This window comes from Pseudomonas campi, assembly GCF_013200955.2.
In the GTDB taxonomy this organism is placed as follows: Bacteria; Pseudomonadota; Gammaproteobacteria; order Pseudomonadales; family Pseudomonadaceae; genus Aquipseudomonas; species Aquipseudomonas campi.
The window spans coordinates 1544011-1569822 of the sequence record NZ_CP053697.2 but is presented as its reverse complement, the minus strand read 5'-3'; the positions used below and the strand labels follow the sequence as shown (position 1 = coordinate 1569822).

28 protein-coding genes are annotated in these 25812 nt (G+C 62.7%); 20 read left to right on the top strand and 8 right to left on the bottom strand.

The window, feature by feature from the left end; all coding sequences use genetic code 11:
- Window positions 1-28: 28 nt before the first annotated feature.
- Window positions 29-478 carry a YcgN family cysteine cluster protein gene (locus HNE05_RS07240; protein ID WP_173204934.1) on the bottom strand — a complete coding sequence of 150 codons (450 nt, stop codon included), beginning with the start codon at window positions 476-478 and terminating at the stop codon, window positions 29-31.
- Between the two features lie 239 nt (window positions 479-717).
- Here HNE05_RS07240 and HNE05_RS07235 point away from each other — a divergent pair, with 239 nt between their 5' ends.
- Window positions 718-2340 carry a methyl-accepting chemotaxis protein gene (locus HNE05_RS07235; protein WP_173204930.1) on the top strand — a complete coding sequence of 541 codons (1623 nt, stop codon included), beginning with the start codon at window positions 718-720 and terminating at the stop codon, window positions 2338-2340.
- 55 nt (window positions 2341-2395) lie between these two features.
- Here the strand turns inward: HNE05_RS07235 and HNE05_RS07230 are convergent, their stop codons facing one another.
- Window positions 2396-2881, bottom strand: a complete 486-nt coding sequence (locus tag HNE05_RS07230; protein WP_173204927.1) for an Lrp/AsnC family transcriptional regulator — start codon at window positions 2879-2881, stop codon at window positions 2396-2398.
- Between the two features lie 361 nt (window positions 2882-3242).
- Between HNE05_RS07230 and HNE05_RS07225 the strand changes: the two genes are divergently transcribed.
- From HNE05_RS07225 to HNE05_RS07190, 8 genes are all read left to right on the top strand, one after another.
- Window positions 3243-3620: a Dabb family protein gene (locus HNE05_RS07225; protein ID WP_173204924.1), complete on the top strand. Its 378-nt coding sequence runs from the start codon at window positions 3243-3245 to the stop codon at window positions 3618-3620.
- Between the two features lie 17 nt (window positions 3621-3637).
- Window positions 3638-4060, top strand: a complete 423-nt coding sequence (locus tag HNE05_RS07220) for a DUF2000 domain-containing protein (RefSeq protein WP_173204921.1) — start codon at window positions 3638-3640, stop codon at window positions 4058-4060.
- A 13-nt stretch (window positions 4061-4073) separates the two neighbouring features.
- Window positions 4074-5474, top strand: a complete 1401-nt coding sequence (locus HNE05_RS07215) for a phenylacetate--CoA ligase family protein (protein WP_173204918.1) — start codon at window positions 4074-4076, stop codon at window positions 5472-5474.
- Between the two features lie 2 nt (window positions 5475-5476).
- Window positions 5477-6442 carry a branched-chain amino acid transaminase gene (locus tag HNE05_RS07210; protein WP_173204915.1) on the top strand — a complete coding sequence of 322 codons (966 nt, stop codon included), beginning with the start codon at window positions 5477-5479 and terminating at the stop codon, window positions 6440-6442.
- A 21-nt stretch (window positions 6443-6463) separates the two neighbouring features.
- Window positions 6464-7084, top strand: coding sequence for a bacilysin biosynthesis protein BacA (locus HNE05_RS07205; protein ID WP_173204913.1), 621 nt, complete (start codon window positions 6464-6466; stop codon window positions 7082-7084).
- Between the two features lie 64 nt (window positions 7085-7148).
- A complete protein-coding gene (locus HNE05_RS07200; protein WP_240008831.1) occupies window positions 7149-7721 on the top strand; it encodes a carboxymuconolactone decarboxylase family protein in 573 nt (190 codons plus the stop codon).
- Between the two features lie 3 nt (window positions 7722-7724).
- Complete coding sequence (locus HNE05_RS07195) at window positions 7725-8678, top strand: ornithine cyclodeaminase family protein (protein ID WP_173204911.1); 954 nt, start codon at window positions 7725-7727, stop codon at window positions 8676-8678.
- 74 nt (window positions 8679-8752) lie between these two features.
- The gene (locus HNE05_RS07190) at window positions 8753-9373 is read left to right on the top strand and encodes a LysE family translocator (RefSeq protein WP_173204909.1); all 621 of its coding nucleotides are present in this window, start codon (window positions 8753-8755) and stop codon (window positions 9371-9373) included.
- Window positions 9374-9377: 4 nt separating this feature from the next.
- Here HNE05_RS07190 and HNE05_RS07185 read toward each other — a convergent pair whose 3' ends face one another.
- Genes HNE05_RS07185 through rnd form a run of 3 tightly spaced genes read right to left on the bottom strand, consistent with a single transcriptional unit; the run spans window position 9378 to window position 11720 of the window.
- Window positions 9378-10307, bottom strand: coding sequence for a D-2-hydroxyacid dehydrogenase (locus HNE05_RS07185; RefSeq protein WP_173204908.1), 930 nt, complete (start codon window positions 10305-10307; stop codon window positions 9378-9380).
- Window positions 10307-10600 carry a YcgL domain-containing protein gene (locus HNE05_RS07180; RefSeq protein WP_173204907.1) on the bottom strand — a complete coding sequence of 98 codons (294 nt, stop codon included), beginning with the start codon at window positions 10598-10600 and terminating at the stop codon, window positions 10307-10309. The genes HNE05_RS07185 and HNE05_RS07180 overlap by 1 nt, the downstream gene beginning before the upstream one ends.
- 1 nt (window position 10601) lies before the next feature.
- On the bottom strand, window positions 10602-11720 hold the full coding sequence (gene rnd / locus HNE05_RS07175) for a ribonuclease D (protein WP_173204906.1): 1119 nt from the start codon (window positions 11718-11720) through the stop codon (window positions 10602-10604).
- Window positions 11721-11883: 163 nt separating this feature from the next.
- Here rnd and HNE05_RS07170 point away from each other — a divergent pair, with 163 nt between their 5' ends.
- Together HNE05_RS07170 and HNE05_RS07165 are read left to right on the top strand one after the other, a co-directional pair.
- A complete protein-coding gene (locus tag HNE05_RS07170; RefSeq protein ID WP_173204905.1) occupies window positions 11884-12945 on the top strand; it encodes an SMP-30/gluconolactonase/LRE family protein in 1062 nt (353 codons plus the stop codon).
- A gap of 71 nt (window positions 12946-13016) precedes the next feature.
- Complete coding sequence (locus tag HNE05_RS07165) at window positions 13017-13871, top strand: sulfurtransferase (protein ID WP_173204903.1); 855 nt, start codon at window positions 13017-13019, stop codon at window positions 13869-13871.
- Between the two features lie 97 nt (window positions 13872-13968).
- On the opposite strand, the gene HNE05_RS07160 is transcribed toward HNE05_RS07165, so the two are convergent.
- Entirely contained in the window at window positions 13969-14718 is a 750-nt protein-coding gene (locus HNE05_RS07160; protein WP_173204901.1) for an AraC family transcriptional regulator, read from the bottom strand.
- A gap of 143 nt (window positions 14719-14861) precedes the next feature.
- On the opposite strand from HNE05_RS07160, the gene HNE05_RS07155 reads away from it, so the two are divergent.
- The 7 genes from HNE05_RS07155 to cmoB all read left to right on the top strand — a co-directional run bounded on the left by HNE05_RS07155 (window position 14862) and on the right by cmoB (window position 20443).
- Window positions 14862-15953 carry a methyl-accepting chemotaxis protein gene (locus HNE05_RS07155; RefSeq protein ID WP_173204899.1) on the top strand — a complete coding sequence of 364 codons (1092 nt, stop codon included), beginning with the start codon at window positions 14862-14864 and terminating at the stop codon, window positions 15951-15953.
- Window positions 15950-16651: a hypothetical protein gene (locus tag HNE05_RS07150; protein ID WP_173204896.1), complete on the top strand. Its 702-nt coding sequence runs from the start codon at window positions 15950-15952 to the stop codon at window positions 16649-16651. Before HNE05_RS07155 ends, HNE05_RS07150 begins: the two co-directional genes overlap by 4 nt.
- 129 nt (window positions 16652-16780) lie before the next feature.
- Window positions 16781-17182 carry a protease inhibitor I42 family protein gene (locus HNE05_RS07145; protein WP_173204893.1) on the top strand — a complete coding sequence of 134 codons (402 nt, stop codon included), beginning with the start codon at window positions 16781-16783 and terminating at the stop codon, window positions 17180-17182.
- A gap of 86 nt (window positions 17183-17268) precedes the next feature.
- The gene (locus HNE05_RS07140) at window positions 17269-17961 is read left to right on the top strand and encodes a lysoplasmalogenase (protein WP_173204889.1); all 693 of its coding nucleotides are present in this window, start codon (window positions 17269-17271) and stop codon (window positions 17959-17961) included.
- 135 nt (window positions 17962-18096) lie between these two features.
- Entirely contained in the window at window positions 18097-18666 is a 570-nt protein-coding gene (locus tag HNE05_RS07135; protein ID WP_173204886.1) for a hypothetical protein, read from the top strand.
- A 68-nt stretch (window positions 18667-18734) separates the two neighbouring features.
- Window positions 18735-19478 (top strand): carboxy-S-adenosyl-L-methionine synthase CmoA, encoded by a 744-nt coding sequence (gene cmoA / locus HNE05_RS07130; protein ID WP_173204882.1) that lies wholly within the window; start codon window positions 18735-18737, stop codon window positions 19476-19478.
- On the top strand, window positions 19475-20443 hold the full coding sequence (gene cmoB / locus HNE05_RS07125; RefSeq protein WP_173204879.1) for a tRNA 5-methoxyuridine(34)/uridine 5-oxyacetic acid(34) synthase CmoB: 969 nt from the start codon (window positions 19475-19477) through the stop codon (window positions 20441-20443). Before cmoA ends, cmoB begins: the two co-directional genes overlap by 4 nt.
- 68 nt (window positions 20444-20511) lie before the next feature.
- Here the strand turns inward: cmoB and HNE05_RS07120 are convergent, their stop codons facing one another.
- Window positions 20512-21348 carry a CvfB family protein gene (locus HNE05_RS07120; protein ID WP_173204876.1) on the bottom strand — a complete coding sequence of 279 codons (837 nt, stop codon included), beginning with the start codon at window positions 21346-21348 and terminating at the stop codon, window positions 20512-20514.
- Window positions 21349-21602: 254 nt separating this feature from the next.
- On the opposite strand from HNE05_RS07120, the gene HNE05_RS07115 reads away from it, so the two are divergent.
- On the top strand, window positions 21603-23804 hold the full coding sequence (locus tag HNE05_RS07115; protein ID WP_173204873.1) for an LTA synthase family protein: 2202 nt from the start codon (window positions 21603-21605) through the stop codon (window positions 23802-23804).
- Window positions 23805-23840: 36 nt separating this feature from the next.
- Here the strand turns inward: HNE05_RS07115 and HNE05_RS07110 are convergent, their stop codons facing one another.
- Window positions 23841-24971 (bottom strand): PQQ-dependent sugar dehydrogenase, encoded by a 1131-nt coding sequence (locus HNE05_RS07110; protein WP_173204870.1) that lies wholly within the window; start codon window positions 24969-24971, stop codon window positions 23841-23843.
- 101 nt (window positions 24972-25072) lie between these two features.
- Between HNE05_RS07110 and HNE05_RS07105 the strand changes: the two genes are divergently transcribed.
- Window positions 25073-25795 carry an rRNA pseudouridine synthase gene (locus HNE05_RS07105; RefSeq protein WP_173204867.1) on the top strand — a complete coding sequence of 241 codons (723 nt, stop codon included), beginning with the start codon at window positions 25073-25075 and terminating at the stop codon, window positions 25793-25795.
- The last annotated feature ends 17 nt before the right edge of the window (window positions 25796-25812 follow it).

The window sequence follows — 25812 nt, the reverse complement described above, 5'->3', positions numbered from 1 at the left end:
GTATAGACCTATCGCCAGCGCGAAAGGCTCAACCGGCGCGGAAAATCAGGTAATCCTCCCAGTCATCCTCGGCCACGCTGTTTTCGCTGAGCATGCGTCCGGACTGGGAAATACGTTCGTGATGCACCGCATCGCGGTCGCCACAGACCAGATGGTGCCAGAGCGGCAGGTCCTTGCCCTCGCTGACCAGGCGGTAGCCACAGGTCGGCGGCAGCCACTGGAACTGGTCGGCCTGCGCGGGGGTGAGCTGGATGCAGTCCGGCACCTGGGCGCGGCGATTACTGTAGTCGGTGCAGCGGCAGGTCTGCATATCCAGCAATTTGCAGGCGATACGCGTGTAGTAGACGCTGCCGTCATCCTCGTCTTCGAGCTTCTGCAGGCAGCACAGGCCGCAGCCGTCGCACAGCGACTCCCACTCGTCCTGGTCGAGCTGGGCGAGAGTCTTGCGTTTCCAGAAGGGTTCGACTTTGGCGGCCATGACAAGCTACGAGGGTTAAAAGGCCGGCAGTCTAGCCCTTGTGCGAGAAGGGGCCAAGCGCGGGCGACTGATGGTTGGCGTAGCGGCCAGGCAATTCAGACGCGGTTTTTCATTCGGTAATTTTACTGACCAGAATTACAGCTTTTTACTGAAATCAGGCAGATCTGGTCTAGGCTGAACGCAGCGCTGGCCTATAGCCACGTCTTTGCGAAGACTGCCTTTCGTCAAGGAAGATAACCATGAAAAGCTGGAAGATCAGAACCCATCTGTTACTGCTGGTCGTTGCCCTGTTAGCGGGTCTGCTGCTGGTCGGCCTGCTCGGCATGCAGGGTCTCAAAACCACCGTACGCGGCCTGGAAACCGTCTATCTCGATCGCGTGGTGCCACTGCGCGACCTCAAGCTGATCGCCGACCTGTATGCGGTGAACATCGTCGACGCCACCCACAAGGCGCGCAGCGGTGCCCTCACCCCGGCAGCGGCACAAGAGTTGATCGAGCAGGCCGAACAACGCATCGACGAAACCTGGCAGGCCTATCTGGCGACCCAGCTGATCGCCGAAGAGACGCGCCTGATCGACGAGATCAAACCGCTGATGACCAACGCCGACCAGCCGCTAGGCGAACTGCAGCGCATGCTGCGGCAAAACGATCTCGTGGCTGTAGGGCAATTCGCCGACAGCCGCCTCTACCCGCTGATCGACCCGCTCTCGGCGAAATTCTCCGAACTGATCGAGGTGCAATTGCTGGAAGCCAAACACCAGTTCGAGCTGGGCCAGCGTACCTATAGCAACGACCTGCAGCTGAGCAGTGGCGTACTGCTGCTCGCCCTGCTTTTCGGTGCGGGCCAGGCGCTGTACTTCGCCCGCCTGCTGAAACGCCAGCTGGGTGCCGAACCGGGCGAACTGGAAGCCATCAGTGCGCGCATCGCCCAGGGCCAGCTGGCCACCCAGGCAGGCCTGGAACAGGCCAGCACCGGGGTGATGAAATCGGTGCAGAGCATGCACCACGGCCTGCGCGACATGATCGGCAATATCGGCGAGGCTTCCGAGCAGATCGAATGCGCCTCGCTGCAACTGGCCGCCTCCTCCGAGCAGGTGCTCAACAGCGCCAATATCCAGAGCGACACCGCCTCGGCCATCGCCGCCACCATGGAAGAGATGGCGGTGAGCATCAGCCAGATTGCCGAGAACGCCCAGCAGACCCGCGACATGGCGCAGAAAGCTGGAAGCCTGAGTGATGAAGGCCTGCTGGTAACCGCCGCGGCCATCGCGGAAATGCGCGGCATCGCCGAACTGGTGACGCAGAGCGCGGCGGATATCGAACACCTGGCCGACCAGTCGGCCAACATCAGCGCCATCGTCGACGTGATCAAGGGCATCGCCGAGCAGACCAACCTGCTGGCCCTGAATGCCGCCATCGAGGCCGCGCGGGCCGGCGAGCAGGGTCGTGGTTTCGCCGTGGTGGCCGATGAAGTGCGTGGCCTGGCCAGCCGTACGGCGCAGTCGACCACGGAGATCGTCGGCCTGGTCGACTCGATCCAGAGCGGCATGCACAAGGCCAAGAGCAGCATGAGCGCCGGCCGCGAGCGCCTCTGCAGCGGTACCCAGCTGGTGGAACAGGCTGGCACGGCGATGCAGAATATTCGCACGGCGTTAAGCGAGTCGCTGCAGGCGGTCAACGTCATCTCCATGTCCCTGCAGGAGCAGCGCGCAGCCAGTGAACAGGTGGCGATGAACGTGGAGCGGGTGGCGCAGATCGTCGAGGAGAACTCGGCGGCCCAGGGCGGCATAGTCCAGGCCATCCAGGGCCTGCAGGCCATGTCCGGGCGCCTGCAGGGCATGTTGCAGCGTTTCAGTTTCTGAAAGGTGCTCGCATTCTCGGTGGGCGCCCAGGCTACGACGCGTACCGCGCAGGCCCTCAGGCTTCCTGAGGGCGCTTGACCGGAAAGGACACGAAAGGCTTGATTTCCTTGAGCACGAACATGCTCTGCATCTCCTTGATGCCGGGCAACTGCCGGACCACCGACATGGCAAAGTCAGCAAACGAATCGAGGTCGCGCGCCACCACCTGCAACAGGAAGTCGGCGTCGCCACCGATGCTGTAGCACGCCACCACATCCTCCAGCTGCATCACTTCCTGTTCGAACTTCTTCGCTTCGGCTTCACTGTGGCGGTCAATGTTGATGCGGATGAACACCATGACCCCCAGCCCGATCTTGCGCCGGTCCAGCACCGCCCTGTAACCCTGGATATAGCGATGCTCCTCCAGCTGGCGCACCCGCCTCCAGCAGGGCGAGGCAGACATGCCGATGTGGTCGGCCAAGGTCTGATTGGTGATCCTGCCGTCCTGTTGCAGGGCAGTAAGGATTTTCACATCTGTCAGATTTAGCGCCTGCTCGGTCATAAATTCCACCATCCCTTGCGAATGAGGTGGATTTTACCTATTTCAGTTTTACTGGCAATTGAAATAGAAATTTTTTTCCCGGCCAAAGGGCGTAGCATTTTTCCAACTTCAGAACCCCTGAAGTTCATTATTTTATATATACATAACTTCTCTCACTGGGGTTACCGCGCCTTACCCTCCAAGGAAACTCTGAAAGACTGAGTTTCGTGAAATCGTTCGCCTGAACGCCACATGGTTACTGTGACGGACACTTCTCTGCGCGGATTTTTCAGACTATTACGCGGAAAATCGATGCAGAACGCATCGCTGAGCAAATAAACCAAACTTGGTCGCAACCTTTCTCGCGACCCTAGGGTGATCAATGATTCTTCATCTGGTTTTTTTCAAGTTCAATGAACCCTATCAATGGTGCGACGACGAAGTAATCGACGCCGAGGCAGCGACACGCGAGCACCCATTGCATATTAACGAGATAGCCGGTTGGACGTGCGGAAGAAACATCAGTACGCGTAAACAGGCCATGGACTTCGTGGTGATGGGGCTGTTCGAAAACCCGCAGGCACTGTCTGCCTTCCTTATTCACCCCAACCATCAGCAGGGGGTGCAGAAGTGGCAGAAGATTGCCAGCTGGCAGGTGGTTGATATTGATATCGGCAGTAACACTACAAAATTTTTCGGGCTATTCAATAGTTGGGCTGACTTCAGCTTGACGCCATTCGAAGAATTGAAAGCTTCTTGATAGTCGTGGAGGACTCAATGAATTTCGATGCTGCTGTTCACAAGTGCGTAATCGTAGTCGACAGCGCCCTTGGGCTAGGACATGCCGCCAATGCGGTCAGCGTCATAGGGGTCAGCCTGGGACGCTCGGTAGAAGGCCTGGTCGGGCCCGATATGCAGAGCCGTGACAATATTAATTACCCCGGTGTTATCTACGCTCCGCTGCCCATTTTACTTTCCAGCAATGAACAGCTGCGGGCACTGCAAGAGAAAGCACTGGCGGACGAGGAAATTCATAGCATGCCATTCAGTGCTCTGGCGCAATCCTGCAAGACCTATCAGGAATATGAAACGCGCATCTCCGAGGCCGACAGCTCAGCCATCGAATTGGTGGCGATTGGTTTGATTGGGCCACAGAAAAAAATCAGCAAGTTGACCGGTAATCTTCCACTGTTCAAATAGCAAGGAGGTTGTAGTGTACGCTTTATTCAAGCCGGAACTTCTGGAGTTGGCCCGTACGACTTACCAGCAACATGCACTGTTTGAGCGCGGCGGCATTTCCGCCGGAGAGTTGATCCATATTCAACTTGAGCGCCTTAAACAGATACTGCGCTACGTAAGAGCAGAGTCGCCGTTCTACCGTGACACACTGTCTTTTCTGTCAAAAAACGCCATCGACACATTGGACTGGCAGATGTTTCGCAAGCTGCCCTTTACTACCAAGAACGATTTGCGCGAAGCGGGCCACAACATGGCGGCCGCCTCGTTGAAGAAAGCCTGGATTTACTACGAAACCACCGGCACTACGGGTGCAGCGACTCCGTGTCCGCGCAACGAACAGGATTCGATATTCAATAACACGCCACTGATACTGCGTTACCGTGAGTTGTTTCGCGCCCACGCTCAGCAACATATTGTCGGCGTGATGGGCCCTACGGAGTTGCACTCGACCGGCGATACCTTTGAAGACGTCTGTCGCAGCCTGGGCCACACCGTGGTGAAAATGTGGCCACGCTCACCCGTGGTGGGGCTGGATCGTGCGGTCACCTTGATCCGGGAGCTGAAGATCACAGCCCTGGTCTGTACACCGGCAGTCGCCATCAATCTGGCCAAGCATCTGCTCAAAAAGGGCCAGAAACCCTCCACGCTGGGGGTAAAACTGATTTTCACCCTGGGTGAACTGACTACACCGGCGTTGCTGCGCAATATCGGCGATGTCTGGGGCAGTGCCGTGTACAACTGCATGTATGCCTCACAAGAGTCGTCGATCCTGGCCGCCAGCGACAAGGACGGTAACCTCTGCACGGTTCCCTTGAACGTGATCTATGAGGTGATCAACCCGCTGACCGGCCAAGTGCTGGAGCCTGTGAACGCCAGAATGACCGGCGAACTGGTGATCACCCACCTTTACCCAGGGCAAAAACCGCTGATCCGCTATCGCACCGGGGATATGGTCAGGGCGCAGGTAATGGACAAGGGCAAATGGCAGATCATCCCCATCGGACGGGTCAGGGACACCTTGGTCATCAACGGCCACAACCACTGCGCCTACGACATCGAAGCCGCCCTGTTCGAACACCTTAAAGGCTGCCTGGATTACCACATTCAGGTGGAAAGCGTGGCGGGTGTCGATCAGTTGAGCGTCACCTTGGAGCTGGAGCAGCACAGCGCAGCCCACAACGACCTGGAGGCCGTTGCCCGCTCCATGCAAGCCAGGCTCGGTGCCCGCACCCAGATCACCCTAGGCTCCACCGATGCTGTAACCGGCACTGCAGCGATGGTCAGCTGGAAGGCTGCCAGGCTGCATGACAAGCGCAGCGGTAGCGACAACCGCGAGCGCGAAACCGCCTTGCAGATTGCGGCGCGGAGGGCCTGAGCATGGCAGACGAGCTCGGCACTACCACGCCGCCCCCGCGCAGCCCTCATCCCTGGGTGTACTTCGAAGGTCAGGTGGTAGCGGCTGCAGAAGCCCTGGTACCGGTCACGACCCAAGCATTCAATTACGGCACCGCTGTTTTCGAGGGCATTCGCGCCTATGTCGCGGGTTGTGGAGGGTTGAATGTCTTCCGCCTGGATGACCACCTGAAACGACTGGAGAATTCGGCCCGGCTGCTGCAACTGGAAAACCTGCCGCGACGCGCCGAGATGAAGGCAATCATCCTCGACTTGCTGCGGCGCAACGAGGCAACCACCGATAGCTATGTCAGGCCCCTGGCCTACAAGAAGGCGTTGCTGCCAGGCGTTGGTTTTGGCGTGAAGCTCACCGGCGTCAGCAACGGCCTGGTGATCAATACCCTGCCCATGGGCGCCTACATGCCTGCAGGCGGTATTCGCTGCGCCATTTCGAGCTGGCGGCGCATACCCGATGTTTCGCTTCCCGCGCGGGCCAAGATCACCGGTAGTTATGCCAATTCAGCGCTGGCCATGGAGTCGGCGCAACGCAATGGGTTCGATGATGCCTTGATGCTGAATGTGCACGGCAATCTGGCCGAGTCGACAACCTCCAATGTCTTCGTTGTAAAAGACGGCTGTCTTATCACCCCGCCTCTGAGCGCCCACATTCTTGAGGGTATTACCCGCGACGCGGTGATGACCCTGGCCCGAGAAGAACTGGGCTTGCAAGTCATCGAGCGAGACATCTCGTTTTCCGAGCTGTTTTCAGTCGATGAATGCTTCCTGGCCGGTACTGGCGTCGAGATCGTGCCCGTGACGCAAATCGACCACTACGTGCTGCAAGAGAGCGGAGTCGGCGAAATTAGCGCTGCGATCAAGAGCCTCTACCTGCAGACGGTAAAAGGCCTGAACAGTAAATACGCCCACTGGTTGAGCCCGGTATCCGACTGATTGCTCTGGAGATTCATGACTATGGACAGCAAATTTTTGGACTTGGGTGTTGCTGATTGGCGCGAGGTGTTGATCCACACCCTGGGCCCCAACGGGACCAGCAGTGAAGCCGCCGCAGGCTGCTTCAGTGAATGGTTCGGCCATCGATATCCAGGTTCACGCATACAGCTCAATCTCAGCGACTCTTACGAGCATGCCCGCGCCAGCATGGACGAACACGCCCCAGGGGTGTTGATCGTGGCCAATGCCTATCCGCAGATTCATAACTTCTATATGGACCCGCGGCTAAGCCTGGTGGCGACATTCGTGTTCGACACGCCCTTGTACGGGTTGGCGAGCAAGGGACCGTTGACCACCAACAAGCTGACAGTGGCCACCCACCCTGCGCCGCTGCTCCTGATTGAGGAGCTATTGCCTGAGGGCCTGGAGATCAACTCCGTGATCCTCGCCCTGTCCACCAGTGCCGCAGCGGCGGCAGCGGCCAGGGGCGAGGTCGATGTGGCGCTGACCACGGAAGTAGCGGCGAGCATCCATGGTTTGCATTTCATCTCGAGCACCCGTCCGATCCGCATGCTCTGGTCGGTCTTCGCGCTTACCCGCTGGAGCGCGCAGCCGACCGAGGCCAGCTTGCGCTGCAGCTGAGCGCTGCGCCCTGCCTGATCCCGAGCGGGGTTGGGCGACCACCTGATTACCCTTGATTGAGGTCATGATGCCTGTCTTGAAGCTGCACACACTCGACTCGACCCCGGAAAAAAGTAAAGCGCTCCTGCAGAGCTCCATCGACAACTTTGGCTGGATCCCCAATCAGAGTGCCTACATGTCGGAATCCCCTTCGCTACTGGGCGCCTACCAGCGCGCACATGATCTGTTTATCGACAGCTCGTTGACCGAAGAAGAAAAAGCGGTGGTGTGGATAACCACCGGCGTGGCCAACCACTGCGCGTACACGATCCAGGCCCACGCCTTCATTGCTCTGGCCAAAGGCGTGGATGAGCGCGTGGTCGACGCCCTTGCCCATGAGCCTTCCCGCCTGGATGCGCGCCTGTTGGCGTTGCACGGTTTTACCCTGGAAGTGATTGATTGCCGCGGCAGCCTGAGCAAGCCGGCCATTGATGCGCTCCTGCGAGCCGGCTTCAGCAAACAGAACATGCTGGATGTGATTCTCGGCGTGTCGCAGAAGAACATGTCGACCATCTTGAACAGCATTGCCGGCACCGAAATCGACGAGCGCTTCAAATGGCATGCCTTTCAAGGACTCAAGCAAACGGCCGAGGCTTGAACGATGCTGCATCTGGACAGCGACTCGGTCAAAAAACTGCTGAATTTCAAGCTCGGCCTGCGGCTCAGCGAGGAAGCTTTCAGGCTGCACTCCTCAGGCCAGGTAGAGCAGCCATTGCGCACCATCGTCCGCGGGCGCGCGAACGAGTTGATGGGGGTAATGCCTGCATACATCAAGTCGGGCCCCTATCAGGGGTTCGGCTTGAAGTCGGTGGTGGTCAGGTTCGACGCCGACGTCCGTGGCCCGTCCCATATGGGCAGCGTATTGATTTACGACGAGGCCGGAGTAGCCCCGGTCGTCGCGGTAGACGCTGGGGCGATCACCGAGATCCGCACGGCCGCTGCCTCGGCACACGCGACCCGTATTCTTGCGGCCCCCGATGCTCAGCGCGTGGCGATTCTGGGCACCGGTTTGCAAGCGCGGGCCCACCTGTTGGCAATGCGGGCCGTGAGGCCCATCCGGCAAGTCTCCGTATGGGGGCGTAGCGAAGCCGCATGCGAGGAGTTTGCAGCCTGGAGCAAACGCACCGGTGATTTGCCGGTCTCGATTTGCGCCACGGTGGCCGAGGCCGTGCACGCCAGCGACATCATCTGTACCACCACGGCCGCTCGCGCGCCCATTCTGGCCCGTGCTGATCTGCCGGAGCGCTGCCATGTCAACGCAATCGGCTCTTCGGCTCTCGGTTTCCAGGAGCTGCATGAAGACATTTACCAGGGCAGCGCCTTGTTCACTGACAGCAACCCAGCGGTGCTTGCCGCAGCCGAATGCGTGATCAAGGCCGTGCACAAAGGCCTGTTGTCTGGCGAAGAGGTCGGGATGGAGATCGGCACACTCTCGGCCGATGACGTCCGCGCACAGGGACCGGGTGTGACGATCTTCAAGTCGGTCGGATTGGCGGTGCAGGACCTGGTCTTCTCCCGCGAAGTCATCAGGCAGTGGGTCGCCACGTCCCGTTGAAACCTTTGACGGTATTGCGTGCGCAGGCGTGAGCCTTCGTACAAAACAATAATAAATAACCTGAGGTGTGCCACATGCTCGACCTGACCCAAGTACTGACCTACTCGATAGCGCTGGGCATTGCTGCCGCCATTCCCGGCCCCGGCATGGCGGCGCTGGTCGCACGAAGCGTCAGCGGTGGTGCGTTATCGGGCTTTTGCCTGCTGTCTGGGTTGATCCTCGGTGATCTGACCTACCTGTCATTTGCCGTTTTTGGCCTGGCGATGATCGCCGAGCACTTCAATGCGCTGTTCCAACTGGTGCGCTGGGGAGCGGCGCTGTACCTGTGCTACCTGGCCTGGCAATTCTGGTTCGCCAATCATCAGGCGATCGAAGTGGGCAAGCCGGCAAAGAAGAAGGAACTGCTGTCGGCGGCGATATCCGGATTGACCATTACCCTGGGCAATCCAAAGACCATTGCCTTCTATCTGGCGCTTTTACCGCTGGTGATCAACCTGGAAATGGTTTCGCTACAGACCTGGGGACTGATGCTGGTGCCACTGACCATCGTGGTGCTGCTGAGCGTCGGTGCGCTATTTATTATCGCCGCCGTGCGCATCCGCCACCTGCTGTCGAGCCAGCGCGCGCAACAGCAGCTGTTCCGCGGCGCGGCGGCCATCATGGTGGCTGCTGCCGCGTCGATGCTGATTCGCTGAGCCCCTAGTAACCGCGGGAAAAACCCACCAGGCCGCGCAGCCCCTGCCCGGCCTGGAAGCGCTGCAGGTTGTCGAGGAACAGGCCAATCATCGCCGCCGGTTCGGTCGGCGCCGAGCTGTGCCCGCTGAGCAGCAGACGCGGCGCGTTCCAGAACGGATGACCCGGCGGCAAAGGCTCCTGACGGCAGACATCGAGTACCGCGCCTGCCAGCAGGCCAGCATGCAGGGCGGCCAGCAGATCCTCATCGACCACCGCTACGCCGCGCCCGGCATTGATGAACAGAGCCTGCGGCGCCATCCGCGCAAACAGGGCGGCGTCATAGATATCGCGGGTAGCCGGGGTGTCCGGCAGCAGGTTGATCAGCACCTCGGCCCAACCGGCCAGCTCGGCCAGGCCATCCATGCCGCGTATCTCGGTGAACGGCTCGATGGCTCGTGGAGTACGTGCAATGCCGCGCAGCTCGACGCCGAACGGCGCTAAGAAGCGTGCCACCTCGCAGCCAATATCGCCGGCACCGACGATCAGCACGCGCATGCCGCGCAGACTGGGCGGCGGCAGATTATCCCAGCGCTGCTCCACCTGGCTGGCCAGGCGTGGCAGCAGACGGCGGCGATGGGTCAGCAGGTAGGTCAGCACGTATTCGGCCATGACCTGGCCAAAGATGCCGACTGCCCTGCTCAGCTGGTAATCGTGCGGCAAGTCGGCCGCCAGCAGCGGGGTGATACCGGCCCAGGTCGACTGCAGCCACTGCGGCCGGTGGCCCTGGCGCAACAGGGGCACCAGCAGATCCGGCTGGCCGAGCCAGACCGGGCAACTGGCGGCCTGGCGGGCCAGCTCCTGCTCATCACTACAGACCAGTTGCAACTGCGGCGCGGCGGCGTGCAGCAGCTCGGCGTAGTCGGCCTGGGCCTGTTCGGCGAGCAGAACGCGCATCAGACCGGGTCGTTGCGGCGCAGCAGCTCTTCCGGCAGGTGTTCGATGTAGTCGTCTTCCGGTGGCGGCATCTGCAGGTGATAGCCCTGGGTTTCGAGGTTCTCCAGGACCTTGTGGATGTCCTCACGGGCCAGCGGTTTCTCCGGCGTAAGGATCAGGCTGAAGGCCAGCTGTGGCGTACCGAAAGCGGCCAGGAGACCCTCCGGTACACGCTTCAGCGCATCGGCCTTGAGCACGTAGAGGTACATCTCGTTTTTGCGTGGGCTGCGGTAGATCGAACAGATTTTCTTCATTTCAGTTTTCCAGGGCGGCCAATAACGCGGCGCCCATCAGTTCACGGCGCCAGCCACGCAGGTTGTCCGGCAGCTGGTAAGGGCCATTCGGGTAACCGCTTTTCAGCAGGGCCTCGAGGGATTTCTTGCGCAGCATCAGTTCCGGAGCGATCTGCAGGCGCTCGGCCTCACGCTGGCCGACCACGCGCAGCTGCTTCAGCAGCGCAGTGGACTCCAGCGGCAGCGGCTGCGGCAGGGCTTCGGGCCACTGCTCGGGCGGCAACGCAGCGGCTTCCTGGATCAGCTGTAGCAGGGTTTCGCCATCCCGGCGCACGGTTTTCGGGTGCATCTCTTCGATGCGCGCCAGGGCTACCAGGTTGTCCGGCTGGGTCTTGGCCAGCGGCCACAGCGAGTGCTCGCGGATGATGTGATTGCGCGGCTGGTTGCGCACCCGCGCCTGGCGTTCGCGCCAGGCACACAGAGCGCGCATCACCGCCAGCTGCTGGCGTGACAGTTTCCAGGCCAGCTTGGCTTCGCGGTAGAGCAGATCCGGGTCGACTTCGCGGCGCAGGTTGCTGACCAGCTCGGCGCCGTCTTCCAGCACCCAGGCGTGTTTGTCGGCGGACAGTTTGGGCTGCAGCACCAGATACAACTCGGCCAGGTGCTGGGCATCCTCGGCGGCGTAGCTAATCTGGGTCGGCGACAACGGGCGCTGCAACCAGTCGGAACGGGTCTCGCCCTTGGGCAGTTCGATGCCTAGCACCTCCTGCACCAGGCGCGAATAGCCCATGGAGAAGCCCAGGTTGAGGTAGCCGGCGGCCAACTGGGTATCGAACAACGGGTTCGGCAGGCTGCCGGTCAGGCGCAGGAACACTTCCAGGTCTTCGCTGCAGGCATGCAGCACCTTGACCACGGCCTGATCTTCCAGCAACTCGGCAAACGGCGACCAGTCGCTGATAGTCAGCGGGTCGACGAGGAAGGCGTGCTGGCCATCACCCACCTGCAGCAGGCCGGCGATCGGGTAGAAGGTGTCGACCCGCATGAACTCGGTGTCGAGGGCAACGAACGGCAAACGCCGCCAGTCGGCGCAGTGACGGGCCAGGCTGGCGTCGTCGAGGATCCACTGAATATCGATAGCCACGCGGCACTCCTTGGGCAATGCCGCGCAGTATATATGCCCGGCACGCAGGCCGGGCATTTGCCACCGTAGAACGTCTGGCTTATACCCAAATATTCCAGTACCCCGCAGCGGCCCGCTACTCGGGTTACACTGCCGCCCCACCTCAGTACAGGGAAGAATAACGATGAAAAAACTCCTCGGCCTGCTGGCCCTACTGATCGCTGGCGCGGCGGGCTACCTGGCGCTCACGCCGAACACCATAGACCCGCTGGCCTGGCAACCGCCGGTGGCTCCGCTGATGACCGGTGCACTGGAGCCCAACGACACCCTGATGAAGGCCGAGCTGCTGGCCAAGGGCGAGATTCACGGCCCGGAAGACACCGCCGTGGACGCCCTGGGCCGCGTCTATGCCGGCCTGCATGACGGGCGCATCGTGCGCATTGCCGAAGACGGCAGCCTCGACGTGCTCACCGCCACCGGCGGCCGCCCGCTGGGCATGGACTTCGATGCCAAAGGCAACCTGATCGTCGCTGACGCCTACAAGGGCCTGTTGCGCATCAGCCCGGCCGGGCAGATCGAAGTGCTCAGCACCGAGGCCGACGGCGTGCCGTTCGCCTTCACCGACGATGTCGATATCGCCAGCGACGGGCGCATCTATTTCAGCGATGCCTCGAGCAAGTTCCAGCAACCGGATTACCTGCTCGACCTGCTCGAAGGCCGCCCCTACGGTCGCCTGCTGCGCTACGATCCAGCCACCGGCAAGAGCGAGACCCTGCTCAAGGACCTGTATTTCGCCAACGGCGTAGCGCTATCGCAGAACGAAGACTTCGTGCTGGTCAACGAAACCTACCGCTACCGCATCACCCGCTATTGGCTGAAGGGCGACAAGGCCGGCAGCCATGATGTGTTCATCGACAACCTGCCGGGCATGCCGGACAACCTGCAGGGCGACCGCGCCGGTACCTTCTGGGTGGCCTTGCCCACGCCGCGCAAGGCCGACGCCGACTTCCTGCAGAACCAGCCCTGGCTGAAGACCCAGCTGGCCAAGCTGCCGCGCTCGATGTGGCCCAAGCCGGCCAATTATGGCCTGGCCATTTCGCTCAATGAGAAAGGTGAGATCGTGCAGAGCCTGCATGACACCAGCGGCACGCACCTGCGCATGGTCACTTCGGTCAAGCCGGTGGGTAACTTCCTCTACTTCGGCAGCCTGGACAACGATCGCATCGGCAAACTGCAATATCGCTGATTCCAGTGCCGCACGGGGCGACAGCAGGTCGCCCCATGGTTAATAGCCTCAAGCCCGCCAACGGAGTCCCCATGCCGCTCGCGCAACTGCTTAGCCCCGCCCAACTACAGGTCCGCCTGAACCAGCCGAGACTGGTGATCCTCGATTGCCGCTTCGCCCTCGACGACCCCGGTTATGGCGCACGCAGTTACAGCGAGGGGCATATCCCCGGCGCGCAGTTCGCCGACCTGGAACGCGATCTGTCCGGCCCGATACTCAAGGGCGTGACCGGGCGCCACCCGTTGCCGAATACCCAGCAACTGCAAGACCAGCTGCGCGCCTGGGGCATCAGCCAGGACAGCGACGTGGTGCTGTACGACGACGGCCCCGCTGCTTTCGCCGCACGCGCCTGGTGGCTACTGGCCTGGCTGGGCAAGCGCGACGGTGTGTACCTGCTGGATGGCGGGCTGAAAGCCTGGAAAGACGCCGGCCTACCCCTCGACAGCAACCTGCCAAGCCTGCCGCGCGGCGACTTCAGCGGCCAGCCGGACCAGCGCCTGCTGCTGGATGCCCAACAACTGCAGCAGCGTCTCGGCAACAGCGAGCTGACTCTGCTCGACGCCCGCGCCCTGCCGCGCTTTAGGGGCGAAGTAGAGCCGCTGGACCCGGTCGCCGGACATATCCCCGGCGCGCAGTGCGCAGTATTCACCGACAACCTCGGCAGCGACGGGCGCTTCCTGCCGACCGCACAGCTGCAGCAGCGCTTCGCCACCCTGCTCGGCGACAAGCCGGTGGAAGCCCTGGTGGCCTACTGCGGTTCGGGGGTGACGGCCTGTCACAACCTGTTCGCCCTGAGCCTGGCCGGTTACCCGCTGGCGCCGCTGTATGCCGGCTCCTGGAGCGAGTGGATCACTGACCCGACGCGTCCGGTGGCCAGCGGCGATTAAGAGTCGGATATGTAGGAGCGAGCTCTGCTCGCGAATGGCAGCGCCGTGTCAGAACCAACCAGACGGTAGTGCCAATGTTCGCGAGCAGAGCTCGCTCCTACTGGTTGCGCAGGCGCTTGGGCGTAAGGCCCAGATAGCGGCGCATGGCCGTGGTCAGCGCGCTCTGGCTGGAGAAACCGCACTCCTCGGCGATCCGTACCAGCGGCAGCGGGCTCTCGCGTAGCAGGCGGGCGGCGCGATCGAGGCGGGTTTTCAGCAGGTACTGGTGCGGCGTCAGGCCGAGGCTGTCCTTGAACTGCGCATGGAAATGGCTAGGGCTGAGGCAGGCCACCTGGGCCAGTTCGATCACCGTAATGCGCCGCGCCAGGTGTTCGGCAATATAGCGGTCGAGCCGCTCGACATCCAAGGCGCCTGCCGGCGCAGCGGCCTGCTTGCCGAACAGACGCAAGTGCAGGGCACGCAGCAGTACGCCGCCGAGGGCGCGGGCCAGATGCGGGTCGCTGCCATAACGGGCCAGTTCGGCACCGGCATAGCTCAGCAGGTTCTGGAAATCGGCATCCAGCGCCGGGTAGCGCGGGCTTTCAAACAGCTGGGCCAGCAGCTGCAGATCTTCCGCCGGGGTGTCCTGTTCATCGAGGTCGAGGATCAGCATGCGGTTCTCGCCCATGCCGGCGAACTGGTGCTCGGCATCGCCCGGCACCAGGCAGGCGCGCATGCGGCAAACCTCGCCACCACGGCCATTGACCTCGAATTCCGCGCGCCCGGAGAGCGACATCACCAGTTGGTGATAGTCGTGGGCATGTTCATGGGCCTGGTTGTCCAGACACAGCAGACGGGCGTTGAGCATTCTCTTCACCGACCAAGAGCAAAGGCGCACTTTATCGGGTTGCACCTAGTTGCAACAAGACATCGGCAGAGGTTGCGACGAATGGATGCTGGCCAGCATCTTGCTTCGCCCTGGGCATTATTCTGCCCAGCTGGACAACTCTCATGCTCGAACTCGGTATCTATTGCCTGCAACGCTGCGGCCCCATGCGTGCCTTGCTGTTACTGGGGCTGGCACTGGCCAGCACCCTGCTGGCGCTGCTCGACCAGAGCACAGCAGCCGTCTGCCTGCTGCTCATCCTGTTTTACCTGGGCAGCGCGCAAAGCCTCAGCTGGCGACGCCAACAACAGGAGCAACAACATCTGCTGCAACAGCTGGCGCAGCTGTTCGGCGGACAGGCCGAGCGCAGCCACCTGCTGGTCAAATGCGACGATGAACAGCGCGGCGCAGAACGCCTGCGCAGCGAAGTGCAGTTCGCCGCCCAGTCGCTGGAACACATGGCCGAACAGACCGAACAACAGGGCGAGGCACAGAGCCTACGGGTCAACATGATTGCCACCGCCAGCGAGGAAATCAGCCAGACCCTGCTGCATATCGGCGACCTGGCCGAACAGGCGCTACAGGCCTTCGAGCGCATGCACCAAATGAGTGATAGCGGCCGCCAGGACGCCCAATCAGTGGGCAACGAGATGCAAAGCATCCAGCTCAGCCTGGGTCGCACCGCCGCGGCGGTGCGCCAGTTGCTGCAACACAGCGCCGCCGTCGAGCAGTCCGTGCAGCTGATTCAGGCCCTGGCCAAGCAGACTCAACTGCTCGCCCTCAACGCGTCCATCGAGGCCGCTCGGGCCGGCGAGCAGGGCCGTGGTTTCGCCGTGGTTGCCGAAGAAGTGCGCAACCTGGCGCAATCCACCTCGGCTGCAGCCGTGGAAATCACCGGCGCAGTCGGCGCCATCGGCCAGGCCGTGCAGCATGTGCAGCTGGAGGTCGACGAGCACCAGCAGCTGCTCGCCAACGGCTGCCAGCAGAGCCTGGCACTGGCCAACCGGCTGCAGCAGCAAGCCGACTTCAGCACGCAGAACCTGCAAAGTTTCGGGGTGATGCGCCAGGCCCTCAGCGAACACACCCAGGCCAATCAGTCACTCAACCAGCAGTTGCACGAGATCGGTGCAGCGCTCAGTCAACAGAGCACGCAGAACCGCGAACTGCATGACCTAACCCACTACCTGACGCGCCTGACCCAGGGAGCCAAACCATGAGCCTGACCACCCTGGCCCTGGCCGGCACCCTCGGCTCCCTGCTGGTACTGATACTGCTCCAGCAGTCCATCGCCCGCCGCCAGACCCGGCAACGCCAGCAAGCCCTGCAGCAAGCGCTGGTACACAGCCTGGAACTGCTGCAGCGCCTGCAAAAACATCGCGGCCTCGGTGGCCAGAACAGCAGCGATGCGCGCAACCAGTGCCGCAACCTGGCCCTGGAACTGGATGGCCTGTGGCGCAGCCTGCCCGGCGCCGCCGGCGAACTGGCCGAGCTACAGCCGGCCTGGCGAGCACTGCAACAGCAAGCGGGCGACTTCGACGGCCACTGCCGCCTGATCGAGCGCTTGCTGACCTTGATCCAGCTGTTCGAGCTGCGCCTGAGCGGCCCGCCGCACAGCGATCTGGGCATCGCCCGCAGCTGCCGGGAGCTGGAAGAGCTGGCGCGTCTGCGCGGCCTGGCCGTGCGTGGCGCCAGCGCCGAGCGCTGCCCATTGCCCCTGCAGGTGCAACTGCGCTACCTGAGCCTGCGCCTGCAATCACGCGCCAGCCGCAACACGGCCCTGGCCCGGGCGCTGGAGAGCCTGCGGCGGCAATTGATCGATCCGCCACGGGTCGCCATAGCGCCGGCGGAATGCTTCAGCCTGCTGACCCCACTGATCGACGAGCAACTCGGTCAGCTGCGCCAGCGCCTGGCCTGAAAGTACAGTGGCGCCCAGCCACTACCCGTTCATCTGACCAGCCGTGGCGCTGCCACAGCATGCTGCCAGCCCCAATAGCCCCATCGATAAGGCTATGCTGTGCGGGCTTTCGATCGACAGGAGTCCGCCATGAGCACCGCCTACCGCCTGCTGCTGCCCGCCACCGCCATTCTGCTCGCAGCCTGTACCCATCAGCCGCAAACGAGTCTCAGCGTGCAGGAAAAACAGCTGGGCAAATGCCCCATGGAGCTGAGCACGGGCCAGACCCTGGTGATTTCCCTGCCCAGCAACCCGACTACCGGCTTCCGCTGGGTAGTGGCCGATGCCGCGCCAGGCGTGCTGCGCAGCCTCGGCCCGGAGGTCTACACCACCCCGGAAGACGCCGGCCTGGTCGGCAGTGCCGGCCAGTCGACCTGGCGCTACCAGGCGCAACAGAGCGGCAACGGGCGCCTGCTGATGCACTACCAGCGGCCCTGGGAAGTCGACGTGGCGCCGGCCAAGACCATCGACTGCCAGATCGCGGTGGACTGACGTCATTGACCAGGCGCTCTGGCGTGTAGCGCCCTGCTCTCGCGAACCCCAGACGCAATAATGGGGAAAACCAGAGAGCCTTACCCATGCGCCCACTGCTTTGTCTGCTTGCCCTCGGCGGCGTCCTGCTGTTTGTCCTCGGCCTGCACCTCGAACTCAAGTGGTTGTGCCTGCTGAGCAAACCCTTGCCGGTGATCGCCCTGCTGCTGTGGCTGTGCACGACAGCCGCCTCGACGTACCGACGCTGGATCACCATCGGCCTGCTGTTTTCCCTGCTCGGCGATGTGCTGCTGGAGTGGCCGGCCAACCTGTTCGTCTTCGGTCTGGGGGCATTCCTGATGGCTCACCTGGCCTATCTGCTTGCCTACCTCAGCGAGAGCAAGCACCTGGCACCGCGGGCCCTGCTGTTGGCGTTTGCGGTAGCCGGCAGCATGTTCGCCGTGCTTGCCAATTCCGGCCTGGGAGACCTGCTGATTCCGGTGGCGTTCTACAGCCTGGCCATCGGCTGCATGCTCTGGCGCGCCCTCGCCCGTCTGGGCACACGCGGTATCGCCACGCGCTCGGCCTGGCTGGCAGCAGGGGGCGCGCTGTTGTTCGTGCTATCGGACAGCCTGATCGGCATCAACCGCTTCGTTACCCCGTACGATGGCGCACGTTACGCCATCATCCTCAGCTACTGGCTGGGCCAGTTGGGCATTGCCGCATCGGTGATCGCCCTGCAATCCGGGGCTTCTCAGCCGGCCGATTCATCCTCACGGGCAGCCAGCTCGCGCTCGTAGACGCACACGCTCAGCCTGCTTACCGCAAGAACACCCCCAGCCGTCACAGATACCTACCATTGGTCCGGTTACTGAAACGGCAGGGACTCGCCAAATCGTCTATAGAGAGAAGGCAGGACTTATCAGGAGAGGCAAATGCGCGGCACTACATGGGTCATCGTACTGTTCCCATTGGTATGGCTGTCGGGTTGCAGCAGTCTGCTGCCCAGCGAGCGAGCGGAGGTGCTTTCCCCCTTCAATGACTACCTGGATGCGGAGATCCGCTACGCCCAGGCGCAACCGGGCACAACCACCCGCTCGGAGCTGTTCTCACTGGGCTTCGACCCGCTGGCCCAGGGCAACGGCAAGATGCTCTCGTTCATCGACCTGCGCCTGATGTTCGTCCAACCCAACGTGCCCATCAGCTATCTACCCGATGGCCTGATCCAGTGCCTGGAAGCCAAGGACCGCTGCATCGGCTACGCCTTCGACTTCAACAAGACCGATACCCAGCGCGTCGGCAACTTCTGGGCCGACGTTCTCAACTTCCGCAAGAAACGCGAACTGCAGGGCTGGGCCTTCCGGGCCGTGTTCGTGCTGGTCGACGACACCCTGGTACACAAGGTCAGCAACGGCGAGCCGAACATTCGCCGCTACGAGGTCAAGCGCAACCCGCTGGGCCCGCTGCAAGGCGCGGGTGAGTTCTTTTCCGACCAGTTGAAGTAATGGTGGTTGGGCCTGGACCGGCACTTGGCTAAAATGCCGGCCTTTTCGCCAGAACCACCGGAATCGCCGTGACCACCCAGCCCGACCGCCTCTTCGCCCAACCGCACTCCGAGCTGCAGGACTTCGCCTTCAACGAGGACGTGGTGCGGGTGTTCCCGGACATGATCAAGCGTTCGGTGCCCGGCTACCCGACCATTGTCGAGAACATCGGCGTGCTGGCCGCGCAGTTCGCCCAGCCCAACTCGGTGCTGTACGACCTCGGCAGTTCGCTCGGCGCGGTGACCCAAGCCCTGCGCCGACATGTGCGCACGGAAGGCTGCCGGGTGATCGCGGTGGACAACTCGCACGCCATGGTCGAGCGCTGCCGCGAATACCTGCACGCCCAGGACTCGATGTTCCAGGAACTGTTGCCGGTGGACGTGCAGGAAGGCGACATCCTCGCCCTGGACTTTGCCCCAGCGTCGCTGGTGGCGCTGAACTTCACTCTGCAGTTCATCGAACCCGAGCAACGCCTACCCCTGCTCACGCGCATCCGCCAGGCCCTGCTGCCCGGTGGGGCACTGATCCTCTCGGAAAAACTGCGTTTCGCTGACGAACAACAGCACGCCCTGCTCACCGACCTGCACATCGCCTTCAAACGCGCCAACGGCTACAGCGAGCTGGAAATCGCCCAGAAACGCAGCGCACTGGAAAACGTGATGAAACCGGACAGCCTGGAGCAGCACCGCGAGCGTCTGCTCGCCGCCGGCTTCAGCCAGGTGGTGCCCTGGTTCCAGTGCCTCAACTTCGCTTCGCTGGTGGCCCTGCCATGATTGCCGCCCTCGACCTCGATGCCCTGCAACAGACCCTGGTCGGCAGCCCGTTGCAGGACTGGGCGGCCGACCTGCCAGCGCAGATCGACGCCAAGCTGGCGGTCGGCCACGGCGACTTGCAGCGCTGGTACGCCGCCGTGCAGAACCTGCCGGCCTTGCCGGTCGAGCGCCAGGAGCTGCGCGATCAGCTGCTGCTCGACGGGCCCTGCGATGCAGCCAGCCGCGCCCAGCTGCTCGGCGCCCTGCAGGGCCTGATTCCCTGGCGCAAGGGGCCGTTCGACCTGTTCGGCGTGCACATCGACACCGAATGGCGTTCGGACTGGAAATGGTCGCGAGTCGCCCCGCATCTGGATTTGAAGAACAAGCGCGTGCTGGATGTCGGCTGCGGCAACGGTTACTACCTGTGGCGCATGCTCGGTGCCGGCGCTGGTAGCGTGGTCGGCGTCGACCCCAACTGGCTATTTCTCAACCAGTTCCTCGCCGTCAAACGCTACCTGCCAGACCTGCCGGCCTGGCACCTGCCGCTGGCCCTGGAAGAGCTGCCGGGCAAACTCGAAGGCTTCGACACGGTGTTTTCCATGGGCGTGCTGTACCACCGCCGCTCGCCCATCGACCATCTGCTTGAGCTCAAAGACTGCCTGCGCAAGGGCGGCGAACTGGTGCTGGAAACCCTGGTGGTGGAAGGCGATGTCCAGCAGGTGCTGGTGCCGGAAGACCGCTACGCGATGATGCGCAACGTCTGGTTCCTACCCTCCGTGCCGGCCCTGGAGCTGTGGCTGCGGCGGGCTGGATTCGTCGATGTGCAGTGCGTGGACGTGTCAGTGACCAGCACCGAGGAACAGCGCGCCACCGACTGGATGCGCTTCCAGTCACTGCCGGACTTCCTCGACCCGGCCGACCACAGCCGTACCCTCGAAGGCCTGCCTGCCCCGACCCGCGCCGTGCTGGTAGCGCGCAAGCCGTAATCGCCGCACTTAGAACAGCTAGGGTGGAAAACCGCGAAGCGTTTCCACCACCCTCCTGATGCCTGACCTCAGACCAGCTCGATGCGGTCGTCGTGAATGACGATCAGCCCCTGCTTGAACAGCCCACCGATGGCTTTCTTGAAGTTGCCCTTGCTCACCCCGAACGCCTGGGTGATGGCCTCCGGCGGACTCTTGTCACTCAGCGCCAGGCTGCCGCCCTGCTCGCGCAGGCGGGCGAGAATCTGCTCACCGAGACTGCCGGTCGCCTCCTGGCCGACTGGCTGCAGGCTCAGGCTGATCTTGCCGTCGGCACGCAGTTCCTTGATGTAGCCCTTCTCCTGCATGCCGTTGCGCAGGAACTTGAACACTTCGTTCTTGTGGATCAGGCCCCAGTGCTGGTTGTTGATGATGGCCTTGAAGCCCATGTCGGTCTTCTCCACCACCAGTAAATCCACCGCATCACCCACCTTGTAGCGCGGCGGCGTGTTGTCCAGGTAGCGATCCAGGCGTGCGGTGGCGGTGATGCGCTTGCTGCGCTTGTCGAGGTAGACATGCACCACGCAATAGTCGCCGACCTGCAGCGGGCGCTTCTCCTCCGAGTGCGGCAGCAGCAGGTCCTTGGGCAGGCCCCAGTCGAGGAACAGGCCGACGCTGTTGATCTCCGCCACTTTCAGGCTGGCGAAGCCGCCGACCTGAGCCTTGGGCTTTTCGGTGGTGGCGATCAGGCGGTCCTCACTGTCCAGATAGACGAAGACATTGAGCCAATCGCCGATATCGCTCGATTCGCCTTTGGGCACGTAGCGGTTGGGCAGCAGGATCTCGCCGTCGGCACCGCCGTCCAGATAAAGGCCGAAGTCGGTCTGTTTGACCACCTGAAGAGAGTTGTAGCGCCCGATCAGAGCCATGTTCACCACCTTGTCTGCAAGGCCGGCATTCTACCCGTTGCCACCTGCGCGCGCTGCCCCGGGAGGCAAAAGGCTCACAGAAGCACTAACCGATCATCGCCACGCATGACCATTCCTCGCCGAAGCCCCTTCGTTGCGCATTCGCCACTGGCGGTTAGCACAGGCATGTTTCAGAATCATGGCAGGCCGCAACTTCGGCTCGCCGAACTTGTCCTAGCTGTACGGATTCTCGCTGTCTGATCTCAGGAGTTCCTTTGCGTCCTTTTGGCCACTGGCTGCCCTACCCTGCCGCGTCGCTCACTGCCCTCGGTCTGCTGTTCATCCTGCTACCCATTGCCAGTCGTTACTGGCTGGGCTGGTCGGATCTGGCCGGCTATATCTCGGACGTGGGCATCGGCAGCCTGCTCCTGCTGCTCAGTTATCGCCGCCCGCTGCTGGCCGTGCCCTTGATGCTGGTCTGGGGCCTGATGCTGCTCGGCAGTGCCGAACTGGTGACCGCCGTAGGTCGCATGCCGGAGCCTGGCGATCTCAAGTACCTTTCCGATCCGCAATTCGTCAGCCGCTCGACCCAGGGCAGCGGCATCAGCTATCCGCTGCTGGCCATCGCCCTGATCGCGGCTGCACTGGCCTGCCTGCTGACCGGGCGTAAACGCTGGCCAGCCCTGCCACGCTACAGCGCCGTGCTGCCGGCATTATTGTTGTTGGGCCATGCGGCCGACCAATACCTCAATCCGAGCGAAGTAGACCAGTGGAAGCAGTTCAACCTGCCCCACAAGCTGCTGGCGGAAAGCATCAACAAAGCCCAGCTGGGTATCGAGGACTGGCTCGCCGGCAATGAAGCCAACAGTCCGCCGGATATCGCCGGCCTGGCCCGCCTCGACCTCAGCGGCACACCGCTGCTGGATGGCGCCGGCAAGGCACGCAACGTGCTGATCATCACCCTGGAAGGTATTCCCGGCGCTTATATCGCGGCCAACCGTGCGGCGATCAACAGCAGCTACACGGAAGACCTGATGCCGCGCCTGAGCCAGTGGGCCGAGCGCAGCATGAACACGCCGGATTATGTGCTGCACAGCCACCAGACCATTCGCGGCCTGTACGCCATGCTCTGCGGCGACTACAGCAAACTCGACTCGGGCACGCCCAAGGGCGTCGAACTGCTGAACAACCCGGCGCGCAGCGAACAGTGCCTGCCGGCGCAGATGCGCTCCCAGGGCTTCAGCACCCACTTCCTGCAGGGCGCCGGGCTGCGCTTCATGGCCAAGGACCAGATCATGCCGCAGATGGGTTTCCAGCAGACCCATGGCCGCGAATGGTTCCGCAACAAGCCCTACCTGGAATTCCCCTGGGGCATGGACGACAAGGCTTATTTCGAAGGGGCGCTGAAGTACGTCGGCCAGCTGCGCCAGAAGAAGCAGCCCTGGATGCTTACCCTGCTCACCGTTGGCACCCACCAACCCTACTCCGCCCCGCAGGAGTACCTGAGCCGCTACCCGACCGCCAAGCAGGCCGCCATCGGCTACCTGGACGACGCCGTCGCCGACTTCCTCGAAGGCCTGGAAAAACAGGGCGTACTCAAGAACACCCTGGTCATCGTCACCTCCGACGAATCCCACGGACTGGAGAAGGTGCGCCTGGCCTCGGCCTGGGGCTTCAACCTGGTGCTGGCACCCGACCAGGTCGCCCTGCCCAAAACCAAACCGGGCGTCTATGGCCATGTCGACCTGACCGCCTCGGTGCTCGACTACTTCGCCCTGCCGGTGCCGGATAACATCGCCGGGCGCTCGCTGTTCCGCAGCTACAGCACGCCACGCGAGATCATGTCCTACACCAACGGCATGCTGCGCCAGCATGACGGCAAGGTCTTCACCGAGTGCAACTTCCAGCAGGTCTGCCGGCGCTATGCCAGCAGCGGCTTCATTGCCGACAGCGCCGAATACCTGGGCCGGGTCAGCGGCAAGCAGGCGCGCCTGGTCAGCCAGCGCGCCGCCCTGCTCGACCAGTCGATCAGCGGTGGGCAGATCGGCCAGCGCTATCAGTTCGCCAACCGCGAGCGCATCGACCTCAAGGCGGAGTCACGCGACGACTGGGCCGACAACCTGATCGGCGCGCAGTATCTGGAAATGCCCGAAGGCACGCGTACCCGCGTGACCCTGAAGATCGAGGCCGTGCGCCTCGACCGCAACGGCGCCAACCTGCGCCTGAAAACCAAGGAATTCGACCGCGACGTACAACTGGCCATCCCCGAGCTGCCCGCCCTGCAACCCGGCAAGTCGGTCGTGCTGAGCTTCGACTTCGACAACCCGAAAACGCGCAAGGCGTTCTCCTTCCACCTGCTCGGCGAAGGTCGCGGCGCCATCCGTATCAGCGACTTCAGCGTGGTCACCGAACCATTGCCGCCAGAGCTGATCGCCGTACAGGCCCCGGAAGCTACTGTGGAAAACCTGGCGCACTAATCCCGCAGGATGTGCTCGTCAAGTGAGTCCAAGCCACTAGGGCTGCAATTCCAGACGCAGCAGTTTGCCGTCCGGCTCATCGGTCAGCACATAGAGATAGCCGTCCGGCCCCTGGCGCACGTCGCGGATGCGCCAGCCGCGCTCCGTGAGCAAGCGCTCCTCGTGCACCACCTGGTCGCCATCGAGCTGCAGACGGATCAGCGCCTGCCCGGCCAGGGCACCAATGAACAGACTGCGCTGCCAGGCTGGGAAGCGCTCGGCCGAATAGAACGCCATGCCCGAGAGCGCCGGCGACTTCTCCCAGACATGCTGCGGCGGCTCCGTACCGACTACTCGCTCACCCTCGGCTTCCGGTATCGGCAGAAAGCTGTAGTTGACGCCGTGAGTCGCCACAGGCCATCCGTAGTTCTTGCCGGCCTGGGGAATATTGATCTCATCACCGCCGCGCGGGCCGTGCTCATGCAGCCAGAGCTGGCCCGTCCAGGGATTGAGCGCCGCACCTTGAGGGTTACGGTGGCCGTAGGACCAGATTTCCGGCCGCGCCCCCGCCCGTTCGACAAAGGGGTTGTCGGCCGGCACCCGGCCATCCGCCTGGATGCGCACCAGCTTGCCCTGCAACTTGTCGAGCTCCTGGGCGGTGGCGCGCTGATTGTTCTCACCCAGGGTGATGAACAGCAGCCCCTGGCGATCGAACACCAGCCGCGAGCCGAAGTGAATGCCACTGGATAGCTTGGGCGCCTGGCGAAAAATTACCTGGAACTGCTCCAGACTGCGCCCATCTTCCGCCAGGCGCGCGCGACCCACAGCCGTGCCGGCCAAGTCACCATCGGCAGCGGCCTCGGCATAGCTGAGGTAGACCAGCCGATCACGGGAAAAGTCTGGCGACAAGACGACATCCAGCAAGCCGCCCTGGCCAACCGCGAATACCGGTGGCACACCCGCCAGCGGCGCCGACAGCCGCCCCTGCGCATCCAGCCAGCGCAGGCGTCCCGGCCGCTCGGTGATCAGACTGCCCTGACCATCCGGCAGAAAAGCCACGCTCCAGGGGTGCTCCAGGCCACGCACCATTTCGTGTAGCTGCAGCGTACCCAGTTCGCTCTCCTCCACCTCTGCCAGCGTCAGCAGTGGCAAGCCCAGGAGCAGGCTGAGCAGGAAATTTCTGACCATGTTGATATCTCCATCCAGACAGCATTCTTGTAGCCCAATCCCGGTAGAGGCTCCCAGCCGGTTACAATCACCTTTCATTTCCTTTTGTGACTGCTACCACCATGAGCGAACCCGAGCGCCTGTCCAAACGCCTGACCCAACAGCTGCCCTGCTCGCGCCGCGAGGCGGAGCTGTATATCGAGAACGGCTGGGTCACCGTCGACGGCCGCGTGGTGGAAGAGCCGCAGTTCAAGGTACGCGACGAGACCATCGCCCTGCTCCCAGGCGCCGTGGCGGAAACCCTGCCGCCGGTGACCATCATCCTGCACAAGCCCGCGGGCCTGGGCTGCGGCATGGGGGCCAACTCCGTACAGCAACTGCTGACCCAGGCCAACCAGATGGAAAACGACGCCAGCGGCATCCGTCCGTTGCAGCGCCATTTCACCCGCCTGGACATGCTCACCCCACTGGAAACCGATGCCAGCGGCCTGCTGGTGTTCAGCCAGAACCGCTCGGTGATCCGCCTGCTCAAGGACGATGCTGACCAACTGGAGCACGAATACGTGGTCGAAGTCAGCGGCGAAATGGTCGGCAACGGCCTCAAGCGCCTGGCCTTCGGCCTCAGCTACAAGGGCGTGACGCTGGCGCCGTGCAAGGTCAGCTGGCAGAGCGAAAACCGCCTGCGCTTCGCCATCAAGTCGACCCAGCCGGGGCAGATCCGCTTCATGTGCGAAAGCGTCGGCTTGCAGGTCGTGGGCATCCGCCGTCTGCGGATCGGCCGCACCGGCATGGCCAAACTGCCGGTCGGGCAGTGGCGCTATCTGGGGCCGAACGAGAAGTTCTGAAGCACGCGCTGGCGACA

Excerpts from the sequence above, each read along its gene's own strand:
- HNE05_RS07225 (WP_173204924.1), top strand. The coding sequence starts at position 3,243 with ATGATTCTTCATCTGGTTTTTTTCAAGTTCAATGAACCCTATCAATGG.
- HNE05_RS07110 (WP_173204870.1), bottom strand. The coding sequence starts at position 24,971 with ATGGTCAGAAATTTCCTGCTCAGCCTGCTCCTGGGCTTGCCACTGCTG.
- HNE05_RS07210 (WP_173204915.1), top strand. The coding sequence starts at position 5,477 with ATGGCAGACGAGCTCGGCACTACCACGCCGCCCCCGCGCAGCCCTCAT.
- HNE05_RS07155 (WP_173204899.1), top strand. The coding sequence starts at position 14,862 with ATGCTCGAACTCGGTATCTATTGCCTGCAACGCTGCGGCCCCATGCGT.
- HNE05_RS07140 (WP_173204889.1), top strand. The coding sequence starts at position 17,269 with ATGCGCCCACTGCTTTGTCTGCTTGCCCTCGGCGGCGTCCTGCTGTTT.
- HNE05_RS07185 (WP_173204908.1), bottom strand. The coding sequence starts at position 10,307 with ATGCGCGTTCTGCTCGCCGAACAGGCCCAGGCCGACTACGCCGAGCTG.
- HNE05_RS07235 (WP_173204930.1), top strand. The coding sequence starts at position 718 with ATGAAAAGCTGGAAGATCAGAACCCATCTGTTACTGCTGGTCGTTGCC.
- cmoB (WP_173204879.1), top strand. The coding sequence starts at position 19,475 with ATGATTGCCGCCCTCGACCTCGATGCCCTGCAACAGACCCTGGTCGGC.
- HNE05_RS07200 (WP_240008831.1), top strand. The coding sequence starts at position 7,149 with ATGATGCCTGTCTTGAAGCTGCACACACTCGACTCGACCCCGGAAAAA.
- HNE05_RS07150 (WP_173204896.1), top strand. The coding sequence starts at position 15,950 with ATGAGCCTGACCACCCTGGCCCTGGCCGGCACCCTCGGCTCCCTGCTG.
- HNE05_RS07195 (WP_173204911.1), top strand. The coding sequence starts at position 7,725 with ATGCTGCATCTGGACAGCGACTCGGTCAAAAAACTGCTGAATTTCAAG.
- HNE05_RS07230 (WP_173204927.1), bottom strand. The coding sequence starts at position 2,881 with ATGACCGAGCAGGCGCTAAATCTGACAGATGTGAAAATCCTTACTGCC.
- HNE05_RS07240 (WP_173204934.1), bottom strand. The coding sequence starts at position 478 with ATGGCCGCCAAAGTCGAACCCTTCTGGAAACGCAAGACTCTCGCCCAG.
- HNE05_RS07160 (WP_173204901.1), bottom strand. The coding sequence starts at position 14,718 with ATGCTCAACGCCCGTCTGCTGTGTCTGGACAACCAGGCCCATGAACAT.
- HNE05_RS07145 (WP_173204893.1), top strand. The coding sequence starts at position 16,781 with ATGAGCACCGCCTACCGCCTGCTGCTGCCCGCCACCGCCATTCTGCTC.
- HNE05_RS07205 (WP_173204913.1), top strand. The coding sequence starts at position 6,464 with ATGGACAGCAAATTTTTGGACTTGGGTGTTGCTGATTGGCGCGAGGTG.
- HNE05_RS07135 (WP_173204886.1), top strand. The coding sequence starts at position 18,097 with ATGCGCGGCACTACATGGGTCATCGTACTGTTCCCATTGGTATGGCTG.
- HNE05_RS07165 (WP_173204903.1), top strand. The coding sequence starts at position 13,017 with ATGCCGCTCGCGCAACTGCTTAGCCCCGCCCAACTACAGGTCCGCCTG.
- HNE05_RS07170 (WP_173204905.1), top strand. The coding sequence starts at position 11,884 with ATGAAAAAACTCCTCGGCCTGCTGGCCCTACTGATCGCTGGCGCGGCG.
- HNE05_RS07220 (WP_173204921.1), top strand. The coding sequence starts at position 3,638 with ATGAATTTCGATGCTGCTGTTCACAAGTGCGTAATCGTAGTCGACAGC.
- HNE05_RS07120 (WP_173204876.1), bottom strand. The coding sequence starts at position 21,348 with ATGGCTCTGATCGGGCGCTACAACTCTCTTCAGGTGGTCAAACAGACC.
- HNE05_RS07105 (WP_173204867.1), top strand. The coding sequence starts at position 25,073 with ATGAGCGAACCCGAGCGCCTGTCCAAACGCCTGACCCAACAGCTGCCC.
- HNE05_RS07190 (WP_173204909.1), top strand. The coding sequence starts at position 8,753 with ATGCTCGACCTGACCCAAGTACTGACCTACTCGATAGCGCTGGGCATT.
- HNE05_RS07180 (WP_173204907.1), bottom strand. The coding sequence starts at position 10,600 with ATGAAGAAAATCTGTTCGATCTACCGCAGCCCACGCAAAAACGAGATG.